The sequence below is a fragment of the Lujinxingia litoralis genome, from assembly GCF_003260125.1.
In the GTDB taxonomy this organism is placed as follows: Bacteria; Myxococcota_A; Bradymonadia; order Bradymonadales; family Bradymonadaceae; genus Lujinxingia; species Lujinxingia litoralis.
In genome coordinates this window covers 456,515-472,916 of the sequence record NZ_QHKO01000002.1, presented here as the reverse complement: position 1 = coordinate 472,916, position 16,402 = coordinate 456,515, and the positions used below count along the sequence as shown (strand labels likewise).

The following is a 16,402-nucleotide window of genomic DNA, read 5'->3' as shown; positions in this document are numbered from 1 at the left end:
GATGAATGCTCTGCAGACGCTTGTGAGCTCACTGCCGCTGTTGGCGCAGGCGGCCCCCGATGTGGAGGAGATCGCCCAGCGCATTGAACTCTTGAATCTGGGGAACCTGCTCAGCGCGGCGACGATCATCGCGGTGGCCTACGGCGTGCATCATGTGTTGGCGGCTACGCTGGAGCGCCTGGGGGAGGGGCAGGCGCGTCGACGGCTGTTTTTTAAGAAGGTGCAGAGTTTTGCGCGCCTGGGGGTCTTTGCCGCGGCGGCATATCTGGTGGTGGCGACCTTTCTGGACTTTGAAGAAGATCGCGCGGCGCTGCTCGGCCTGGGGGGCACGCTGGCAGTGGCGATCGGGTTCGCGCTTAAGGATACGGCGTCGAGTTTGATGGCCGGCATTATGATCCTTGTCGACCAGCCCTTTCAGGTGGGCGACCGCGTGGCGTTTGGCGATACCTATGGGGAGGTGGTGGAGATCGGTCTGCGTTCGGTGCGCATCGTCACGTTGGATGACAACCAGGTCTCGATACCCAACAACAAGTTTTTGACCGAGGCGGTGAGCTCCTCCAACGCCGGCGCGCTCGACATGATGGTCGAGATCGATTTTTACATCGCGCAGTCCGCGGATTTCGAGTTGGCCAAGCAGATCGTGTACGAGGCGACGATCACCTCGCGTTATGTATTCTTGAGTAAGCCGGTGCTGGTGCAGGTCTACGATGAGATCACCCCGCTGGCGTTTGCCACCCATGTGAAGTCCAAGGCCTACGTCATTGATACGCGCTACGAGAAGGCGCTGCTCTGCGATGTGATGGAGCGGGTGAAGCGGGCGTTTCGTTTGCACGGGATTCATCCTCCCTACACGCGCAGCTACGAGGTGCAGGCGCGCCAGTGGGAAGATGCTTCGGGGGAGGTTCCGGGGCGCTCCAGGGCTCCTTTGCGTGCTCGCCAGCGGGTGGACCGTTCGCCAGGGCAGGCGGAACTCGATGAGGTGGTGGTGGAGCGCCCTTCGGTGGAGGAGGTTTAAAGGGGGCGGCCGACTTGACTTCTCCGGGAGCGATCTTCTATGAGAGCGCTCCCGAATGATTGCGGCGATAGGCGTCGTGATGGCGGGTTAACGCGAGGTCTCCGCACCTTCATCTGATGAAGTGCGCGTTCCACTGCCCTGGTAAGGGTATGAGCGGTGTGAGGCCAACGCTTCCCAAAAGGAAAGAACATGAGCAAGGGACTGATTGGCCGTAAGGTCGGTATGACGCAGATCTTCGACGAAGTCGGTAACCGCATTGCGGTCACGGCGGTCAAAGTTGAAGGCAACGTCGTCGTGCAGAAGAAGAGCGCCAAGGGCAAAGACGGCTACTCGGCGGTCAAGGTGGGCTTCGGCGATGTGAAGCTTCTTGAGAAAGAAGGAACCGAGGCGAAATGGCGTCTGTCCAAGCCGCGCGTTGGTGTCTTCCTGAAGGCCGGCATTGATAAGCCTCGTCGCTTTGTGCGCGAGTTCCGCGTGGCAGAAGGCTCGCTGGACTCCTACGAGGTGGGTCAGGAGCTGGGTGCGGACACCTTCGATCTGGGCGCGTTCATCGACGTGACCGGCACCTCCAAGGGTCGTGGTTTTACCGGTGTTATGAAGCGTCACAACTTCGCCGGTACCAAGGCCAGCCACGGTGTGCACGAGTTCTTCCGTCACGGTGGTTCCATTGGTATGTCGGCTTACCCGGGTCGCGTCTTCAAAGGTAAGAAGATGGCCGGTCAGTACGGCAACACCCGTGTGACCGTGCAGAACCTGCGCGTGGTGCAGATCATGGCTGAAGAAAATGTCATCCTGATCAAGGGTGCGGTTCCCGGTCCCAACGGTGGGATCGTGACGCTGCGCTCGGCCGTCAAAAAGACGGTGGTCTGAGGCACGTTTCAGGTCTGACGAGGTGACTCGAAGGGCCTGAGGAGCTTCAGAATGAAGAAGGCTCGTGACGCCCCGGTGGTGTCGCGGGCCTTTTTTATGGCGTGCATCTGGTTTGACAAGCGCGCGGCGGGCTGGCTACCGTCGAAGGCCTCCGTGAGGTCTTTTATTCACGTCGCCTCTGGCGGTGCCCCGGTGGCCGGTCATGTCGAGCGCGAAGCTCCGAAAGTATCTGGCGTACTATCAACGTACGCTGAGTAAGGAACCCCGAAATATTGAGGCGAGGCTACGTCTGGCGGCGCTTTTCTGCGAGATGGGGCAGGTGCATCACGCGGTGGAGGAGTACGGCACGGCTGCCAAGTTGTTGGCGGCGGCCGGGCTCCCGCTGGAGGCGATCGCGGCGTGCAAGGCGATCTTGGAGTTGGATCCCACGCATACCGAGACGCAGTTTTTTCTGGCGCGGCTTTATGCCCAGGCGCCGGAGGCGACGGGGCATTCGGTGCGGGTGGCCCGTCCGGTGGAGGGCGCCGCGCGGCGTAAGGTGGCGACGCCGGTGCCGGTGATGCCGGAGCGCACGACGGCGGAGGCTTCCTGGGGCGTGCGGGAAGGCTCCGGGGTGCGGGTGCAGGCGCTTTCGGCGCGCGAGGCCGAGCAGGTGCGTCGAGGGGAGGCGCCGGCGATTGCATTGAAGCGTCCGAAGTCGGGGCCACGCGTGGCGCTCCGCGACGAGGTGACCCGCCAGGTTCCGCAGGCCGAGATGCTCGCCAGCGCGGAGCCCACTCGGGAGGTGTCTTCCCGGGCCGGGGGAAGTGAGGACGTCACGCGTGCCGCTCGTCCGGCGACGCTGGCGCCATCGGAGAGGCCAGGCGTTGAGGCGCGGGGCTTTGAGTGGGAAGGACTTGACCTGGGAGAGGAGGGCGACGCCCGGGCGCAACGGGCGGGGCTGCCTGAGATTCCGCTCTTCAGCCAACTTCCGGCGGAGGCCTTTGTGGAGGCGTTGCGGGTGATGGAGCATCGGCGAGTGGCGCCGGGCACGGTGCTCTCGTCTCCCGATGATCCGGAGGTGTGTCTGTACATCATCATCCGGGGGGAGGTCCGCGTTGAGAAGGCGTTGGTCGATGGGCGCACGAAGTTTCTGGCGCGTCTGGGGGAAGGGGAGGTGTTCGGAGAGTTTCGCCTGTTGACCGGGCGTGATCGGATGGCCCGGGTGGTGGCGGAGCGCGGGCTGGAGGTGCTGGCGGTACGCGATGAGGTGGTCTTTGAGTTGGGCCGGCGTTTTCCCGAGGTCTGGGAGGCATTGTGGGGCTTTTATTACGCCCGGATGCTCAACAACCTGCTGGCGTCGAGCGCCATGTTTGGGAGTTTGACTCCTGCGGAGCGCGCCTGGCTCAGCGGACATTTTGAGTTGCACGAGTACGTGGCCGGCCAGGCGCTCTTTGAGCGCGGTCAGCACGTCGAACGCCTGGCGCTGATCGTCAGTGGTTCGGCGGAGGTGGAGGTCAGTGGGCGGCGAGGGCAGCGCGAGGTGGTCGATGCGCTGGATGTGGGGGCATTTCTGGGGGTGACGCCCTGCGCCTTGTTGGAAGAGGCCGGAGCGTCGGTGCGAGCCAGCACCGACGTGATCACGCTGGAGATGCCGGGGGAGGTGTTTCGGGAGCTGCTCAGCCGTTCGGCGCCGGTGGCCGAGGAGGTGCGCCGCGAGGTCGCGCTGCGGCGAGAGCGCTCCAGCAGGGCCCGGTCCCGGTCGTATGCCGCTGAGGTGGCGCCGCTGCTCCGGAGTTAACGCTCACCGCCGCCCGGGGCAGGGCGGCCCCGGCTCGCCAGCTCGCCGCGTCGCGGGCTCGCAGAGAGGTCGGGATCACCCGGCCTGGCGCGAGCTCTTCGAGGCGCCCTTTTTGCCGCCGGATGCGCGTTTTTTGGGCTTTGAGGACGACTTCTTTTTGGAAGAGGTCTTTTTCTTCCCGGTTTTGGCCGCCTTCGAGGTGCCGGGCTCATCGCCCGAGGTGCGATCGTCGTCGGCCCTGGTGCGTTCTGCCGAGAAGAACATCACGGCACCGTGGGTCTCAAAGTGGAGGCGGTCAAAGTCAGCGGCGCCGACTTCCTGGAGCAGAAACTCCGGGCTGCGCAGCATGGGGTAGATGCCGTAGCGCTCGTAGCGTTCGAGCACCGCGTCGGCCATGTCGGTCTGGGCTCGCACCAGGGTGGAGCCCGAGAAGTAGCCTCCGGGCTCCAGGCAGCGATGGAATTCGGCCAGGGCGCCGACGCGGTCGGTAAAGCCATGGAGGCCGTTGAGGCTCTGGAGGCTGCGGACAACGCCGCCTTTTAGGGGGATGGCGTTGACGTCGGCGCGGATGAGCTGGAAGCGAGCGCCGGACTTCTCCAGGCGTTTTTTAGCCCGCGCGAGCATCTTCCAGGACTTGTCGATGCCCAGCACCAGCCCGTCATGATAGGAGGCCAGCGAAGGGGCCAGGGCGACGCCGGTGCCGATGGGGGCTTCCAGGTACACGCCGCCGCGGGCGCGGCCCAGAGCACGGTTTTCGTGGTCGACATAGCGCAGCGGGCTGCAGCGCCAGATCGCCATGCTCATCACTGGCGCGACGAAGTCGTAGACGCCGGCGATGACATTGGCGAGGGTCTCGGTGCGGTAGCTGCCGGGGGCCGGGGTGGCTTCGGGCGCTACCAGATCGGGGATGCCATCGACGATGGGGTAGCGGGTCTGGCAGGACTGGCAGACCAGATCGGGGCGTCGACCGCTGCCCAGAGTCAGTTCGGGGCCCTGGCAGGCCGGGCATTGCAAGAGATCCAACACATCGCGCCGAATCATGGCGTCTCCTTGAGAGGTCATGGGCTTAGAGGGCCGACCCCCTTTGCGGGGTCTTGCGTTAAAGCGTCGGCCAGCGCTGCAGTCCTAGCACAGTGGGAAGCTAAAAGTCAGTCTGGTTTGCTTTGGGGGGGCGTCAGCGGCAGCGCGGGGGGCGAGTGGATTTGAGGCGGCGCACGCTGGTGGCGTGGCGTTGGCGCTGGCGTAGCGCGATGGCTTCGTCCCAGAGCTCGCAACGCAGCGGCGCGAGTTGGAGCGCGTTTTCGAGTTCGTTGGCGGCGCGTGTGCGGTCGGGACGGCGCCGGGCCAGGGCCTGGCGCGCTCGGGCGATGTGGTAGTTGGCGCTGAGGGGCGGGTGGGTTTGCGCGCGCTGGAGCGCGGCGTCGACGGCCGGGGCGCTGTAGGCGCGGCGGTCGCGCTCGGCCAGGGCCCGGGCCTCTTCGGTGGCGTGGGCATGAAGGAAGCGCGCGCTGTGCAGGGAGTGGGCCGCGCGCATGGCGAGTTCCAGGTTTTCGCGGGCGTCGGCGTGGCGTTTTTGGAGGCGACGCTGTTGGGCGAAGGCGAGCCAGGCCCGGGGGCCCAGGTCGCCATGACGCAGGAGGCTGCGCAGAGCGTGTTCGTCGCTCTGGGGGAGTGGGCCCTGCTCAAGCAGGGCCAGGCTGCGGCCCAGGAGGGCGGCGGGGTGGTGGGGCTGGCGTTCGAGCGCGTCTTCGTAATGTGCCAGGGCCTGCTCCGGGTCGCCTTCGTGGCGGGCAATGTCTCCGAGCAGAGTATGAAAACGGGGGCTGCGTGCAGTCGGAGTGCCCAGGGCCGGTTGGAGGCCGGTGCGCGCGCCCGGTACGTCGTTCTGAGCGAGCGCGATCTCGGCGCGCAGGAGGCTGAGTTCGGGATGTGCGCCGCTGAGCGCTTCGTGACGGGAGAGGAGCGCCAGGGCGCCCCGTGGGTCGTTGCGGTAGAGGTGCCAGCGTATCAGGGGGCGGAGTGCGGGACGAGACACGGCGTCGAGGCGCTCCAGGGCGTCACAGGGAGCGGAGGCCTGCTCGGCCTGGCGGGCATCAAGTGCCAGGGTGCAGGCCAGGATGCGTTGAGGCAGGCCTTCGTCGGCGTGGTCCAGGCGTTGGAGCGCGCGTTGGCGGAGTTCGGTCTGGGCGGCGCTCGTCTCGGCGCGATTGGCCTCCAGTAGAAGCGTGGCGGCTTCGAGTAACGCGCGATACGAGGGGGAGGGCGCGCCGGTATCGAAACCCTCGCTGAGCTCGGGCGCATCATTTTGCAGGGATTTGATAAGTCCGCGTACGCTCTGGTCGAGCGGGGTGTCGCGAGTCTCACTGAGGGCAATGTCCAGGTCCCCTTCGGCGGCCATCGCCAGGGCCAGAAGTAGGCGTTCTTCGGGGAGGCTGGAGTCGGCCTTCAGGCGTTCGATGGCCCGATGGGTGTCGCCGAGCTGCAGGTGGGTGGCGGCCAGCGCGCGGTCAAAGTAGGGATGACGGGCCTCGGCGGCCGGGGTTCGGATGAGTTGTTCACGTGCGGCGAGGAGTTGTCCCTGGCGCGTCCAGTGGTCGAGGAGGGGGCGCACACGGTCAGGGCGTAGCGGCGCGGCCTCTGCTGCCAGGCGCAGGGAGTTGAGCCGGGCGCTATCGTCGCTTGTGGCATGCGCGTGCGCCAGGTGAAGTCCGGCGCGATCGGCTGCGGACACCTGGCGTTGGTCGGCCGAGGCCAGCGGCGCGAGGAACTCGTCGAGTGTGGCGTCGGGCTCGGTTTTGGCCAGGTGCAGGGCCAGAGCCACCCGGGCGCTATGATGATCGGGGGCGTCGTCAAGGAGGGAGCGTAGCGCGTCGGCGCCGGCGTCCGGGTCGACCCGAAGTAGGTGGCGCGCGTGAGCGAAGCGTTCGGCCGGCGTGGAGGTGGGCAGCGCAGCGCTGAGGGCCGCTGAGAGTTCCGGGGAGGCGTGTGCGGCGCGGACGTCGGCGTGAGCCAGGCGCACCCAGGGAGCGTAGGGCGCAGTCGCGACGAGCGCGTCGAGGCGATCGCTGAGGACATCGGCTTCGAGCCAGGCGCCCGCGCGGTAGATTTCGGCGGCGACCTTGAGCGGGGCCTTCGGGAAGGTGTCTCCGGGCTGCGAGGCAGGATCAGGGTGTTCAAAGCGGTAGGCCACCCGGGCCCGGGTGAGCGCTTCGAGGGCCTCGATACGGGCCAGAGGGGCGGCGGTGCCCACCAGGGGCAGGCGATCGCTGAGCTTGCGTAAGAACGTGGCCGGGCCAGGCCAGGGCAGCGGGTCGTAGGCGCGGGCGCGCTCCAAAAGCTGTGCGGCGTTGGCGTGGGAGACGTAGGTGTCGGCGTGCAGCTCCGAGCTGGCGAGCTCTGCGTGATGCTGGAGCACGTGATGAACGCGCCAGACGTAGGCCATGGCCAGGACCAGGCTCAGCACCAGAAACGCCGATGCCAGGGCACTTGCCAGGGCGCGGGCGGGCGACTTCAGGGGCTCCGGGAGGCGGGCTTGAACCAGGTGGGTGAGGCGGCGAATGGAGCTGGTGTCGTGTCTCGGGGGCGAATGCGGACGTCTCAGCGCGTCAAGGGCGAGTTCGAGTTCGGGCTCCGCGGAGGCGTTTCGGGCGCCGGGAAGCGCTGGCGAGGCGCCCGAACTATGAGTTTTGCGCGGCGTGGAGAGCGCGTGTTGACGCTCGGTCTGATGCCGGGGGAGTTCCTGGGCGCGGTCGACGTCGGGCCAGAGCGTGGGCTCCGTGGGGGAAGACGCCGGCCGTTGCGACAAGGGTGTGGAGGGCAGATCCGTGGAGGCTGCGCGGCCGGGGCGAAGTTCCCGGGGCTGGTGACGGCGCTTTGTAGTGTCATCGATCTCAAAGCCCGGCGGCGACTGACGTACGGGGGGAGGCGTGTCGACCAGCGCCGCGGGAATGTTTACAAGGTGGGTCGCTTCGTGCGGGGCCAGCTCATCGGCATCGACGAGGGCCTCCGGGAGGGTGACCAGATGCGTCGGTTCATCCGGGGCCAAGGCGTCGATGAGCTCGGTCGGGGCTTCGGGCACCAGGGCGTCGGCCAGCGCGGTGGGCTCTTCGGTGAAGGCCGGGGGAGGCGCGTGGCGTCGAGGGGCTCTGGCGCCGGGCATCGCTGGCTCGGCGATGAGGCCCGCGAAGTGGTCGCGCCAGGCGCTGATCAGGTTGAGATCGGCGCCCCGGTCCAGGGCATCGTCGAGGTGCTCGCTGGCGAGTATCGGTTTGCCCAGGTGGTGGCTGGCGCGGGCGGCCACTACCGCGGCCTCCCAGAGGGCGTTGTCTTTCAGGGCGTGTTGAGCCTGGTGGTAGGCGGCCGCCCAGCGTCCCCGAGCCAGAAGATGTTCGGCCGAGGCCAGTCGGAGCTCGGGGGTGGATGTCCGGGCCAGCGCCGCGCTCAGCAGCGCCTCGGCGTTACGCAGATCCCCCTGGTGAGCATAGGCTCGGGCGCGGGCCGCAACCTCGGAAGCGGTGCGGGGGAGGCCGTCGAGAAGTTCGCGCAGATCGCCGGTGGACATAGGTTGAGCAGGCCGCTGTAGGGTTGGTGTGACCAGGCACAGGGAGCGCACGCTAGCATAGCCGGCGCCGTGGCGAGAAGGCCTGCGACTGGCCAAAAAGTTGACCGCGCCAGCCGCTGTCGTAGCCTCCGGCCAGATACGTGCGGATCCGGTAAAGCGTTGATCCGAAATGGCCTGGGAGGTCTGTTCATGCGACTGAAGACAACGATGATGATGACGCTCACCACGCTGGCCACCGGCTGGGGAATGGTGGGCTGTGGCGAGCAGGTGGAACCCTTTGGGGAGGGGGCGCTGGCGCTGAACTGGGAGGTCAGCCCGATGGGCTGTGCGCTCAGTGAGGTGGCCTATGTCGAGGTGGAACTCGCCAATGAGCGGCGCAGCTATCAGGAGCAGTATCACTGCGGGGCTGGTGAGGCCGCGCTGGAGGGGCTGGCGCCGGGAAGCTACGAACTCAAACTCCGGGGCTACGACCCGGGCGGCGCGGCGACCTTTGAGAGCGAGGGGCGCCAGGTGACAGTGCGCCCGGAGCGTGTGGAGAGCCTCGATGTCGTGGCGCTTAAGGCGCGCCCGGCCGAGCTGGCGGTGGCCTGGCGTTTTGATAACGGTCGGGTCTGCGGCGCCAATGGCGTCGACAAGGTCGAGGTGACCCTGTACGACCTCGCCTTCTACGAGATCGCCAGCCAGCGTTTTGGCTGCAATCGCGGTGAGGGCACGATCGGTGAACTCTATGCCGGCGATTACATTGTCAGGGTCAGCGCCACCGGAGCCGAAGACGCCCGTTTTCAGGGGGATGTTCGGGTGAGCCTGAAGCGCGGGGAGCGTGCGCAGACCGAAGCGGTCCTGGGCTCGCCCTGAACGCCGGAGTCGATCCGGGGCGATAAGGCGCGCCCTGTTTCTAAAAAGAGCTTGAGGCGACAATGAACGAGAAGTTCGTAGAAGTAGGGCCCTGGGGCATCGCGTTGACTTACGAGGATGTGTTGCTGGTGCCGGCCGAGAGCGCCGTGCTTCCGGCGCAGGCCTCGTTGGCCACGACGCTGGGAGCGGTGGCGCTGCAGGCGCCGATCCTGAGTGCAGCGATGGACTCGGTGACCGAGGCCCGGATGGCCCGTCGCATGGCTGAACTCGGTGGGATCGGCGTGATCCACAAAAACCTCTCGATCGAAGATCAGGCCGCGCAGGTGCGTGCGGTCAAAGAGGGCGACGCATCGTTGCAGGTCGGGGCGGCGATCGGGGTAGGGCGCGATCGCGACGCCCGCGCCGATGCGCTGGTGCGGGCCGGAGTTGATCTGCTGGTCATTGATACGGCGCACGGGCATTCCCGCGGTGTGATTGAGGCCACCCGGGCGCTGCGCGCCCGGCTCGGCGCGGAGATCACCCTGGTGGCCGGCAACGTTGCTACTGCTGCGGCCGCGCAGGCGCTTTTGGAGGCCGGGGCCGATGTGATCAAAGTCGGCGTGGGCCCGGGGAGCATCTGCACCACGCGGGTGGTCGCCGGCGTGGGTGTGCCGCAGCTGAGCGCGGTGTTGGCCTGCGCGCGAATCTGCCGCGAGGCGGGAAAATACTGCATTGCCGACGGTGGCATCTCCCGGCCCGGAGACGTGGCCAAAGCCCTGGCCGCTGGCGCGCACGCGGTCATGGTCGGTGGGTTGCTCGCCGGCAGCGATGAGGCTCCCGGGGAGCGTGTCCGGGTCGGTGGGCGCGATCTTAAAGCCTATCGCGGGATGGGCAGTGAAGGCGCGATGCGTGCCGGATCGGCCGAGCGCTACTTTCAGGACCAGTCGGCGCAGAAGCTGGTCGCCGAGGGGGTGGAGGCCTTTGTGCCTTACCGCGGCGCGGTCGCCGACCAGGTGTTCGAACTGCTCGGCGGGCTGCGCAGCGCCATGGGGTACCTGGGCGCGGCCACGTTGGAAGAACTCTACGAGCGCGCACGCTTTGTGCGCATCAGCTCGGCCGGATTGCGCGAAAGCCATGTGCACGATGTGATGACCTTGACGCCTCAAAGTGAAGACCCCGGAGATGCCCATGAATGAAGAGCTGAAAGAGGGCCTGCTGATTCTGGATTACGGCAGCCAGTATACCCTTCTCATTGCGCGCCGCGTCCGCGAGTTGGGCGTCTACTGCGAGATCTGGCCCTGCAACGACCCGCGGGTTGCCGCGTTGCAGGAGCGTGGTGAGGTGCCGGCGCGGGGGCTGGTGCTCTCGGGCGGGCCTTCGAGCGTGCATATTGAGGGGGCGCCCCGGCTGGAGGGCGGAATCTTGAGCTGGGGCGTGCCGGTGTTGGGCATCTGCTACGGGATGCAACTGCTGGCGTCGAGTTTCGGCGGTCGGGTAGACCGGGCGGCCGGCGGCGGGGAATACGGGCGCACCGAGGTTGTGGTGGAGGCCGCGCGCGGGCCGATGGCCGGCTTTGAGGTCGGGCATCGCACCGAGGTGTGGATGAGTCACGGCGATGCCGTGGGGGAGCTCCCCGCGGAGTTCGAGGCCGTGGCCCGCACCGAAAACGGACACCTGGCGGCGATGGCGCACAAGACGAAGCCGATCTTCGGAGTGCAGTTTCATCCGGAGGTTTCGCATAGCCTGGAAGGCGCGGCGATGTTGGAGAGCTTTGTCTTCGATGTCTGCCAGTGTCCGGATACCTGGAATATGGCCGACTTTGTGACCTCGGCGGTGGCTCGGATCCAGGCGCAGGTTGGCGAGCGCGGGCATGTGATCTGCGGGCTCTCCGGTGGGGTGGATTCATCGGTGGTCGCCGCGCTGCTGCATCGGGCGGTCGGGGACCGGTTGACCTGTGTGTTTGTCGACACCGGGCTGCTTCGCTATCAGGAACGCGAGCGCGTCCAGGCGCTCTTTGAGGGCCATTTTGGCATCGACCTTCGGGTGGTCGACGCACGAGAGCGCTTCCTGGAAGCGTTGGCCGGGGTGAGCGACCCGGAGGTCAAGCGAAAGCGCATTGGCGAGGCCTTTGTGCGGGTCTTTGAGGCCGAAGCAGCTACGATTGCAAACGCGAGCTTTCTTGCCCAGGGCACGCTTTATCCCGATGTGATCGAGTCGGTCAGTGTGTTGGGGCCTTCGGCCACGATTAAGAGTCACCACAATGTCGGGGGGCTGCCCGAGGACATGGGGTTGGAGCTCATTGAGCCGCTGCGGGAACTCTTTAAAGACGAGGTTCGGGTGCTGGGACGCGCCCTGGGGCTGAGCGCCGAGCTCGTGGGGCGCCATCCCTTCCCGGGGCCGGGGCTCGCTGTGCGCGTGCTTGGCGAGGTTAGCGAGGACGCGCTGCGCAAGGTGCGTCAGGCCGATCATATCTTTATTGAGGCGCTTCGGGCCGAGGGGCTCTACGACCAGGTCTGGCAGGCCTTCGCGGTGCTGTTGCCGGTCAAAACGGTCGGGGTGATGGGAGATCAGCGGACCTACGACGAGGTGATTGCGCTTCGAGCGGTGACCAGCAAAGATGGCATGACCGCCGATCGTGGCCACCTGCCGATGTCTTTTCTGGGCCGGGTCAGCGACCGCATTATCAACCGGGTCGAAGGGGTCAATCGGGTGGTGTACGACGTGACCAGCAAGCCGCCGGGCACCATTGAATGGGAGTGACGCGCCCGGAGGGCGCAGGAGTCATAGCGATGAAGACGTACGTGTGGTCGTGGATGTTGATGGTTGCCGCGCTGGTAGGCGCGCCGACTCTGGCTCAGGCTCAGCAGAGTGGTGGGGCGGTGGTGCTGATGACCGAGGTGGTCGAGGCCGGCGTCGCTGGTGAGCAGCCGCAGGTGGGCTTCTGGTGGAGTCAGGCCGGTGAAGCGCAGTGGACCGACAGTGATCGTGCGCTGCTTCGCGGGCTGGAGGCCCAGGGCGTGGAGCTGGCGCGGATGGGCGACCAGAGCATCTCACGCATTTACCGACGCCCGGCGCTGAGCCCGGCCAATGCCGCGCAGCTCGGGGCGTTGCTGGGCGGGGACCGGGTGTTGGTCGGCCAGATCACCTACCGCAAGCTGGGGCCGATCTGGCCGCTGGGTCTGGAGACGCTGGAAGCCAACGCCGAACTCGAGCTGGTTGCCGCCGGCTCGACTGAGGGCGTCTCCTTGCAGCGTTTTGTCGTGAACCGACGTTACTACGGCAGCGATGCCCGGGAGCTTCTGGCCGAGGCTCGCCAGCAGGTGGGCCTCGCGCTCGGTGAGGTGGCCGGGCGAGGGCTTCGCCGCTCGGCAGGGCCGGTGGGAATGGCGAGCACCGAGCCTTTGATCGCGGTGCGAAACGCCACCAGCGCCGCGCATCTGGAGCGTCTGCGCGCGCGGTTGCTGGAGCTGGACGGGATCAGCGCGGTGGTCGAGCGCTGGGCTAGCGAGGGTATCATCGCCCTGGAGATCAATCCCGGAGAGGTGACGTCCCCCGATGTTGTTGAATACGCCGTCCGGGTGTTGGAAGGGCATAGCTTTGATGATTTTGCGGTCAGCAGCGTGCCGGGCTCGCGCCTCGAAGGTGTGCGAGAGCTCTGGGTGGAGCCCTACCAGCAGGGGTTTTGAGTGGGGCCGGGGGGATGCGTCGACATGATGAATGGTTGGATCCAACTACTTTTAGCTGAGCGCCTGTATGTCTGAACAATCCTCCTCACGGCCTGGCGAGGCCGGGAGTCCTCGTCTTGACGCCGGTTCACAGTGGGAGCGCTTCGGCCGCTACCCCTATCTGCTCTCGAAGCTGCTCTTTTTTGGGTTGCTCCTGGGGGGATTTTTCTGGGTCCTTGGGAAATTCTCCGCGGTGCTCCTGCCGATCTTTGTCAGCCTGCTCTTCGCCTACTTGCTCGATCCGGCGATCGACAAGCTCGAAGCCCGGGGGATCAGGCGTGGTGTGGGCATCGTGCTGGTGCTGACGGTCGGCGTGCTTGTTGTGACGCTTTTTGCGCTCTTTCTCTACCCGACGCTCGCCAATCAGGCGCGTTTGATCGCCGATCACTTCCCCGCGCTGCTCACGTCGCTGGAGACGAAGGCCTTGCCCTGGATTGAGCGCACCTTTGGGCTGGAGCTTCCCTCGACGGTGTCGGCGGCGATGGAGCGCTACGGGGCGCAGATTCGCGAGGCCTTGCCGACGATCGGGCAGCACGTGGGCTCGGTGCTCACCAACGCCGTCACCCGCACCGGCGCGGTGGTGGCGAGCCTGATTAACGCGGTGATGATCCCGCTCTTTACGATCTATTTTTTGCATGACTTTGATCGGGGCCGGCGCGCGTTGGTGCGCTTTATCCCGCCGCATCGCCATGATCACTTCATCGATCGTCTCCAGGATATGGATCAGGCCGTGGGGCAGTGGTTCCGCGGTCAGATTCAGGTCGCGATGATTCTGGCCGGGATGTACGCCCTCGGTCTGGCGATTGTGTACGGGGCCTTCGGGCTGGATGTGCAGTCGGGGGTGGTCATCGGCATCCTGGCCGGGTTCCTCAACGTGATCCCTTATTTCGGGTTTGCGGTGGGCACGCTGCTGGCGGTGCTGGTGGTGTTGATTCAGTGGAGCGGCTTTGGCGCGCTGCTGGGCGTGGGTATCGTGTTCACCTCGGTGCAGCTGCTGGAGAGCTACCTGATTACGCCCCGGATCGTGGGCGAAAAGGTCGGACTCAAGCCGGTGACCGTGATCATCGTGCTCTTGCTCGGCGGCAACATCGCCGGGCTGATGGGGATTCTCCTGGCGATTCCGGTCACCGGGGCGCTCAAGGTGCTGCTGCCCGACATCTTTGCCTGGTATGAACGCACGTCCTTCTTCACCGGCAAGCCGATGGCTCCGGCGCAAATGCACGTACGCGCCCGCGTGATCACCGACGATGCGACAACATGGGATGAGGAGATTTCCGGAAACGCGGAGACTAAATCGCCAAGCGACGCCGCGGTCGATGGGCCCGCTTCGGAAGATGGGCAGACCGGCGACCCGGCGGAGCACGAAGATGGCGAGTCCGGGAGTTCGGCGGAGGACGACTCCTCGAAAGACGACTCCTCGAAAGACGACTCCTCGAAAGACCCGAAGGCCGATCGTGGAAACTCCGAAGAGCAGGATTGACACGTTCACGGGCCCTTGGAACGATGTCGCACGACACTCGTCTCCCAGCCTCCAGTAACGCCCGGAACCTCCATGTCTCAGAGCCATTGGTCGAGTGACGAGCAAGCGCTCATCAACGCCCTGGAACGCTTGATGTCCGAGCGTTTCGGGGAGCTGCGCGGCCCGGGGGTGCGCGCCGTCTTTGAGGAGGTGTTGACTCGGCTGGAGAAGGCCCCGGCTCCGCAGCGTTCGCCCGAGGGGTGGACCGGACGCATGGAGCGCGAGGTGGCCAGCCCGGTGGCGTCCACGCATCAAGGCGGGTTGATCCGCGCCGATGTTGAAATCGTGGCCGATACCGAGGCGCTGATCGACAGTCTCCTGCATCAGATTCTGGAGGTCGGGGCGGTGCTGGTGCAGCTCGATGATCCCCCGGGGCTCAACGACATCGTTCAGGTAAAGCTCAGCTTCCCGCACGCCCACCTGGAGGTGGAGGCCCGCGCCCGGGTGGTCCATCAGTCGGAGCGCGGCACGGCGATTGAGGTCTCGGGACTCAGCCGCGAAGATCGCGTGACGCTGCAGGCGGTCGCCGACGATCGCCAGCGCGAGGCCGAGGCACAGGCCGCCCGGGAGACGTCGGTCACCGAGGTGCCCTCCACCCATCCGGCGCCGGTCGACGACGCCGCGCGCTCTTATTCGGGCTTTGGCGCAGGGCGTGGCTCGGTCACGCGTACGATGCAGTCCGCGGGGCGCCGGCGCTTTGATGTGCCCGATCCCGATATGGATGTGGTGCGCTCGACGATGCAGTCGATGAAGTCCGGGTTCATCACCCGAGAATTTTACGGACCGGCGCCGCCCTGGTTTGAGCCTGATGGCGACCCGGACCGCGTGGAAGCGCTGGCCGGTGAGCGCGTGCTCGATGTGCTGCTCCAGCTCTCGGCCAGTGGGTTTACCGGTGCCCTGGTGCATCGCAGTGGCACGTCTCAGCGTCAGCTCCTCTTTGAGAGCGGCTATATGGTGGAGATGAGCAGTCTCCCTCGTGCTCCCGGCGCGGAGCTCGGGCCGATGCTGCAGGCGGCCCGGCGCATCACCAAGCGCCAGCTCGCCATGGCGGCGGCTCATGCCGACGAGTTCAACTCGCCCCTGGCCCGCAGCCTGCTGGAACTCGACATTCTCGACCCGGATCGCATTCGACACGCCATCTCGGGGCGCCTGACTTTTTTGCTGCGCGAATTCTGTGAGGAGCGCAGCGGCGATGTGGCGATCTTCGACGCCGCGGCGCTTCCGGCAGACTTTTTGCCCAAGCCTCCGCTGCGCGTGCACCTGGCCGTGGAGCGCGTCATCTACGAGCGTCTGCTGCGCGGGCTCACCCAGTGCATGGCGAGCGAGCGCGATCAGGTGATGGCCCCGGAACTCGATACCTACCCGGAGATCCTGATCCAGGAGCGAGACCGGCTGGAGCGGGCGCTCAGCGCTGCGGCTCAGCTGCGCCTGGTCGATAAGGTGCTCAATGGGCGTCGTCGTTTGCGCGAGGTGCTCACCGAGAGCGCGCTCCCGCCGGCCGAGACCTTCGCGGTGGTCTTTGCCCTGCACAGGATGGGTTTGCTGCGCTTTGATCGCTCGCTGCATCAGACGGTGGTGCGCGAACGCCTGCGCGAGAACGTCACTGTGAAGTACCTGAGCGTGCATAAGGCCAGTTACTTCGAAGTGCTGAACGTCCACTGGTCGAGCTATTCCGAGGTCATTGAAAAGGCCTACGGAGAGCTTAAGGCTCAGTTTGATCCCTCACGCATTCCGGCCGAACTGGAGGACGAGGTTCATCAACGGGTGCGCGAGATCAACGAACGGGTGGAGGCGGCCTATGCCGCGCTGGCCAAACGCGCCACACGCCACGGCTATCGCACCCGGATCATGCCCGAGTACAAGCTCGCTCACGCCATCCCCCTCTTTTTGAAGCAGTCGGAGCTGGCCGAGCGCCGCGGGCAGTGGGCGGAGGCCCGAGACGCGGTGCGCCGCGTGCTCGAGATCGAGCCGGACAACGCCGAAGGCCAACGCCGCCTGACGCGCTATGAGCAGATCATCGAGAAGGGGATCTCGCCGAACCCGGCAGATACCAATCAATGAGCCTGAAGGGGCAGGGCGTTGGCTGAGCCTGCCCGAA

At 66.2% G+C, this 16,402-nt stretch carries 11 protein-coding genes; 9 read left to right on the top strand and 2 right to left on the bottom strand.

The features are described from left to right. Position 1 precedes the first annotated feature (1 nt). The 3 genes from DL240_RS06530 to DL240_RS20670 all read left to right on the top strand — a co-directional run bounded on the left by DL240_RS06530 (position 2) and on the right by DL240_RS20670 (position 3,665). Positions 2-1,015: a mechanosensitive ion channel family protein gene (locus DL240_RS06530; protein ID WP_111729063.1), complete on the top strand. Its 1,014-nt coding sequence runs from the start codon at positions 2-4 to the stop codon at positions 1,013-1,015. 189 nt (positions 1,016-1,204) lie between these two features. Then, positions 1,205-1,885 (top strand): 50S ribosomal protein L3, encoded by a 681-nt coding sequence (gene rplC, locus DL240_RS06525; RefSeq protein WP_111729062.1) that lies wholly within the window; start codon positions 1,205-1,207, stop codon positions 1,883-1,885. Positions 1,886-2,087: 202 nt separating this feature from the next. After that, positions 2,088-3,665 carry a cyclic nucleotide-binding domain-containing protein gene (locus DL240_RS20670; RefSeq protein WP_158542401.1) on the top strand — a complete coding sequence of 526 codons (1,578 nt, stop codon included), beginning with the start codon at positions 2,088-2,090 and terminating at the stop codon, positions 3,663-3,665. Positions 3,666-3,740: 75 nt separating this feature from the next. Here DL240_RS20670 and DL240_RS19935 read toward each other — a convergent pair whose 3' ends face one another. Continuing rightward, complete coding sequence (locus DL240_RS19935; RefSeq protein WP_158542400.1) at positions 3,741-4,706, bottom strand: methyltransferase domain-containing protein; 966 nt, start codon at positions 4,704-4,706, stop codon at positions 3,741-3,743. Between the two features lie 133 nt (positions 4,707-4,839). Beyond that, positions 4,840-8,226 carry a hypothetical protein gene (locus DL240_RS06505; protein WP_111729059.1) on the bottom strand — a complete coding sequence of 1,129 codons (3,387 nt, stop codon included), beginning with the start codon at positions 8,224-8,226 and terminating at the stop codon, positions 4,840-4,842. 189 nt (positions 8,227-8,415) lie between these two features. Between DL240_RS06505 and DL240_RS06500 the strand changes: the two genes are divergently transcribed. From DL240_RS06500 to DL240_RS06475, 6 genes are all read left to right on the top strand, one after another. Next, positions 8,416-9,081 (top strand): hypothetical protein, encoded by a 666-nt coding sequence (locus tag DL240_RS06500; protein WP_146618145.1) that lies wholly within the window; start codon positions 8,416-8,418, stop codon positions 9,079-9,081. 62 nt (positions 9,082-9,143) lie between these two features. Next, positions 9,144-10,256, top strand: coding sequence for an IMP dehydrogenase (guaB, locus tag DL240_RS06495; protein ID WP_111729057.1), 1,113 nt, complete (start codon positions 9,144-9,146; stop codon positions 10,254-10,256). Next, on the top strand, positions 10,243-11,820 hold the full coding sequence (gene guaA / locus DL240_RS06490) for a glutamine-hydrolyzing GMP synthase (RefSeq protein WP_233497049.1): 1,578 nt from the start codon (positions 10,243-10,245) through the stop codon (positions 11,818-11,820). The genes guaB and guaA overlap by 14 nt, the downstream gene beginning before the upstream one ends. Positions 11,821-11,849: 29 nt before the next feature. Beyond that, positions 11,850-12,746 (top strand): hypothetical protein, encoded by an 897-nt coding sequence (locus tag DL240_RS06485; protein WP_146618144.1) that lies wholly within the window; start codon positions 11,850-11,852, stop codon positions 12,744-12,746. A gap of 67 nt (positions 12,747-12,813) precedes the next feature. Then, entirely contained in the window at positions 12,814-14,265 is a 1,452-nt protein-coding gene (locus tag DL240_RS06480) for an AI-2E family transporter (protein WP_111729054.1), read from the top strand. A gap of 72 nt (positions 14,266-14,337) precedes the next feature. Next, the gene (locus DL240_RS06475; RefSeq protein ID WP_111729053.1) at positions 14,338-16,365 is read left to right on the top strand and encodes a hypothetical protein; all 2,028 of its coding nucleotides are present in this window, start codon (positions 14,338-14,340) and stop codon (positions 16,363-16,365) included. Positions 16,366-16,402: the final 37 nt, after the last annotated feature.